The 4821-nt window shown below is 43.3% G+C and carries 7 protein-coding genes; all 7 read right to left on the reverse strand.

The window, feature by feature from the left end; all coding sequences use genetic code 11:
- Positions 1-991 (reverse strand): hypothetical protein (locus C7H79_RS16355; RefSeq protein ID WP_147383650.1); only part of this gene is annotated, 991 nt, incomplete at its 3' end.
- A 45-nt stretch (positions 992-1036) separates the two neighbouring features.
- Positions 1037-1330: a hypothetical protein gene (locus C7H79_RS16360; protein ID WP_106708316.1), complete on the reverse strand. Its 294-nt coding sequence runs from the start codon at positions 1328-1330 to the stop codon at positions 1037-1039.
- A 32-nt stretch (positions 1331-1362) separates the two neighbouring features.
- On the reverse strand, positions 1363-1653 hold the full coding sequence (locus tag C7H79_RS16365) for a hypothetical protein (RefSeq protein WP_106708317.1): 291 nt from the start codon (positions 1651-1653) through the stop codon (positions 1363-1365).
- Between the two features lie 101 nt (positions 1654-1754).
- Entirely contained in the window at positions 1755-2162 is a 408-nt protein-coding gene (locus tag C7H79_RS16370) for a hypothetical protein (RefSeq protein WP_106708318.1), read from the reverse strand.
- Complete coding sequence (locus tag C7H79_RS16375; protein WP_172592491.1) at positions 2159-2536, reverse strand: Panacea domain-containing protein; 378 nt, start codon at positions 2534-2536, stop codon at positions 2159-2161. Before C7H79_RS16375 ends, C7H79_RS16370 begins: the two co-directional genes overlap by 4 nt.
- Positions 2537-2786: 250 nt before the next feature.
- Complete coding sequence (locus C7H79_RS16380) at positions 2787-3203, reverse strand: hypothetical protein (protein ID WP_106708320.1); 417 nt, start codon at positions 3201-3203, stop codon at positions 2787-2789.
- A 15-nt stretch (positions 3204-3218) separates the two neighbouring features.
- Positions 3219-4821: hypothetical protein (locus C7H79_RS16385; RefSeq protein WP_172592492.1), on the reverse strand; the 1603-nt coding region annotated here is incomplete at its 5' end.

Raw genomic sequence — 4821 nt, forward strand, 5'->3', positions numbered from 1 at the left:
CTGTGGTAATGACGGATGGAGTAAAAATATCGTTTCCGCCCAATTTGACAACAACCGTTTTCTGATTGCTGCCCGAAGCAATATAGTTTGCATCAATAATGATGCGGCTATTTGCCTTAAGCGGTGGTGTTTTAGTAGGCTTAAGTTGTGCACTTACACCCACTTCCGTAACGATAGGAGCAGCAGGAGTTCCACCAGGCCAAGGAAAACTTGTCTGGATTTCGGTTGTGCTAATCACGGTAGTTACTGGCAACAGGTCATACAATTCAAATCCTGTTGATGCCGTACCAATGTGCAATGATGCCTTGCCGTCGCACATGCCGCCAGTAAGTCCGTGCTCTGCGCTGGCCGTTAGTTTGGTGAGCCCACCGACATTGCTGGCGGTCCAGGTTAGTCCTGTGTTTGGAAATACCAGCGCGTGCGTTTCGTTGTCATGCTCTAACACAGCCCTGCCAATCACGCCATACACAGTACCGTCTGACACGGCCAGGCATTTTTGCCCACCAGGGTTTCCGCTGATGTTATTAAGAATGATTGCCATACCAGGATTTGCGCCCGCTTCTGGCAAATCTGGATCGCTCAGATTTTCGTAGGTTCTGGTTTCTGCGGCGTCGAAATAGGTTAAAACGTAGCTTCCTACGATGAAATTAACGCCAGAAATACGAATTACGCCAATCTTCCAGTAGGTCGTTTTGAACTCTATCGAGGTTATCTGGAATGTGGCTCTCTTATTCCCCACGCTTTGCTCAAAATACAACCGACCACCCACTTCATATACATTGAAGTCCTCGGTCATATCATATCCATCATTTGTGGTGGTATGGATATACAGAAAATCAGCGCCGTTTATATCTGCGGCACTTAATTGAAACTTCCCTATACCCGGATTCGCGTCCGTCAGGCTGGTACTGAATGTGAAGGGAGGTCCAGATTTTGGGCCGGCTGGACCGGCGGCACCTGCCCCAGGCGGAATATAAATAAATCGTGGCATAATTTTACTCGTCCCGTGAGTTATCGATATAAAACAGTCTTGTTATTAACCAATCTTGTGTATGTGAATAACGCCCTCGGTACCGTCTGAAACAAAACCGATCTTGCGATCCTTGCGAACTCTGACGGTAGCGGTTTGATTGGCTGGAACCAAATAACCTTTCTTGTTGGTGTAAGTTAATGCGCTCACGTCCATTCCCACCATTAAAGCGAAGGGAACGGTGCCAATCACGTCATAAAAACCACATGAAAGTGCATTTGTCGCGCCAGGGCTTGCTGTGAGGGTTGGTAATCCGCTAATTTCTTCGGTGCCTTCAATATCCAGATATTCACTAGGCATGGTTATTCCTTAAATATAAAGTATGAAAATAATCACAAATTCGGCACCTGAATGCCTTGACCGGCAACCTCAATTACCAAATCAAGTCGATCAGGAGGTGTTTGTACGCTGTATAAATTGACTGATCCGTCAGGAATGGACTGCAGCACCGGCACATCAACACGCAGTTTTTGCAACACAGCCTCCGGTTCACCGCTCGAAAGAGGGTTTTGCAAAAGAGACTTGATGTCCTGGCCGTAATCCGAGCCAAGATAGCCATTGACCGGGGTCTTTAGCCAGTGCGAAACCATGTCTTGAATGTTGTTGCCAGTGATAGTAGCCATACATCAATATTAATGATGCTGGCTACCGCTTTATGGATGGTTTTCCTGAAATTGAGGTTATCAGGAGAAAGTTATAGATATTGGTGGTGTCTCAGTTTGAATTATTTTTTGACCTTGGGATGATAGGTATTTTGCTGAAACATCCATTTTGCAACTATTACGAATAATCCTAAAACATTTAACGTTGTAGTAACAATAAATGTTATTAAAACGCGATCTGATATGATAAATCCTGTTGATTCACTAAATCCCGACAAAAGCAAACCAAAGATCACACAAGATAACCATACGCAAACCAACCAAAATATTTTGTTAGCATATTTAGTGCGCAAATCATGATTTTCTTTATTTTCTTTAAGCTGCTGCGCTAGGTTATTTATTTGGTATCGTTGACGATAGTCTTCTAGACTGATCTCTAAATCCGGTTGATTTTTATCTTCTTCAATAGGTTTATCATGAGAAGCAGCATTCTCAATGAGCTTTGATGGGGAAATTACTGATAGAGTCAAGCTTTTTCTATAAGAGATTGATAATGATTTTTAATTATTTGTTGGTCAATCACATCAAACTTTTTTCTCTCCCAGGTTTCGCTCCAAGGAGTTCTCGGACGGTGAGTCAGTGTCGATAACTGTCCACCAGTGTAATGTCCGTAGTTTTCGAATACGGCCTTGATGACTTCAGCTTCTTTCGATCCAGAATCAATTTTATCCTCTGAAACTAACATTTCAGTAACAATATTAGAGCCATATTTCTGCAATGATTTATAGAGATTTGGTATCACTGGCCCCCACTGCCAAGCATGAGCGTTATGATAATGCAAAGGCTCATTATGAATCGCAAGAAAATATCCTTGCGCAATAAATACAAGCTTCTGCAACTGCATATTTGTTAGCTGCTTGCCTTGTTCTTGCGCTAATCTAATGAATTCATTCGCGACCGCGTGGGATGTTGTAGTCATGAATAAGATTTTACACGCATAAATGGCTATAGACAATTAATGTCTAGTCAAGCTTTAACCTCTTGTTTTGTATTTACCTCTTCTTCTATCTTCATAGTTTCTAAAGCATCAATCAACGCAACAACATCATTCATAGACAAAAGAATATTAGAAACATCTACGACCATTGCAGGGGTTATTTTTTACTGGGATCTTCCATATCTGAATCAAAAAGCGTCCAAAATTCACCGCTTTCACTGTCCAGCATGAACTTATTGCTGTGAATTATTTCTGACTTCAGATATTCAGAGCGGAATTCATCGGCCATGATTAAAGTTTCAACGTCAGAAATGCCCCGGTAAGTGCTTTTTACCAGCGGATCGGATTGATCTCCAAGCTGATATCCGTTTGCATTCATAACATCCTTGAGAGACCACCAGTAAGGACCATAATCCCGATATCTCAGCCGGTCCTTTGCAAGTCTTTCAGCAATCACGCTCAGGCCGAAACTCAGTAGATTTGAGAAGCCACGATTAGCCACCAAACCTTTCTTGCGCTCATGGATAATGTCGCTGATAACATCTTTATCAAATAAATATTCGGTGAAATTCATTGCAAGTATCCCTTGTTAGATTTTTGAGAGCGTTCCGTCTACCAAAACAAGAATGTCCGGCGCCGTGTTTGGCCTGTCAGTCATCAATTTATCCCATACCGGCTGATAAACATTCCATGCCTTGTTCAGCTTATCCCACTTATATCGACCGCCACCAACATCGTCAGCCGCCTCTTTTATGTATTCTTTCCACTCCATAATGACAGGCCACGAGGTTGTGTCAATCCGGATGCCGATTATCCTGGTGCTTGTATCTTCTTGCGTGGCCGCAGTTTCATTGTCGGTCTGCTGCGGAGCGCTTGCGATTGCGTCCATCAACCGCTTGATTGCAGCTTGTTTGAGAACGTTGAGATTGTATGGAAAGTAATCTACTAACGGATCTTTGTCGCCATAGTCGAACCAGAATAGCTTTTCGCGCATGAAAGCTCTCACTTGATCCTCTATTTCCTGCTGAGTTCTGCCGGTCAGTGCCTCCCCAAATTCATCCTCTGAAATAAGGGCACCAATGGTTTTAGTGAGATTGTAGGGCGATCCTTCAAAATCATCTAATGTTAAGGTTAGATTGTTAGCAATCGCATATTCACGCATTGCAGAGAGCATGATTGAGCTATCCAAATCAATTTTAACCACAGCAAGACTTGCTGGCGCCACAAATGATCCGTATTGAATCGACTTCACAATACTTTTTTGTGATTCTTTTATGCTCCGTCTTACAGCCGTATTGTCTTTCGTTATTACAAACGGGAAATATGGTTGAGGCAGCGCATAGCCGTGGGTTGAGTAGGAAGCCATCATTTCAACTTTTCTTCGTTGCGCTATTTCTGGAACGATATCGCTAAAACCGTTATCCAGAAATCCTTTATCGTTGATCTCATCCTCGATACTTGCCGCTTCATTCAAGAGCGTGTCGTATTCAGCAGAACCAGGATAGAATATTTGCCCACCCTTAACGAATTGAACTAAAGGTATCTGACGGATGCCATTATCACCTTTGGTGCCCCTGAAAGCGGATCTTTTGGAAACGCTGAATATCGCCAGGGAGCCGTCATCCTGACGAGAAATCGTGCCTGTAACGATAGGCTTTCCGTCAACAACAAAAGCGTTGCTTTCAGCCGTGACTTTGGCTATTTCAGCCGGGTAGCTGCCTCTTTCACCGGCTTGACGTGAGAAGTTAGCCACTGATTCCTCGATCATGGATTGAGCCATATCCACTTCCATCTGCCATTCGTTTGCTATTTCACTGCCGTCAATGGACTCAACATAGAAACTTGGATAGATTTGGCTTTTCAGCATTTCTTCCATTTTTTCATCATTCAGTCGGCTAACCCTTCTCGCGGACTGAAAGAAATCGTCTATTGAAACCGCATCCTTTTGACCGTTCTGATTTTGACTGCGGTGCCCCTGATAAATCTTGCCCGACGCATCTATTTGACGTCTCATTCCATTAACTCTGGCGGTCAATTCTGACAATATCTGCTTGTTTTTAGCAATTGCGGATTCAGTGGCCTTGGGGTTATTGATCCGGTCATTCAATATTAGAATCTGCTTTTCGTAATTGAACACGCTGATGATTCTACGGATAACGAAATCAGCCGGACTTGGGTTGTTCTCCAGGAAG

Source organism: Nitrosomonas supralitoralis, from assembly GCF_003011925.2.
In the GTDB taxonomy this organism is placed as follows: domain Bacteria; phylum Pseudomonadota; class Gammaproteobacteria; order Burkholderiales; family Nitrosomonadaceae; genus Nitrosomonas; species Nitrosomonas supralitoralis.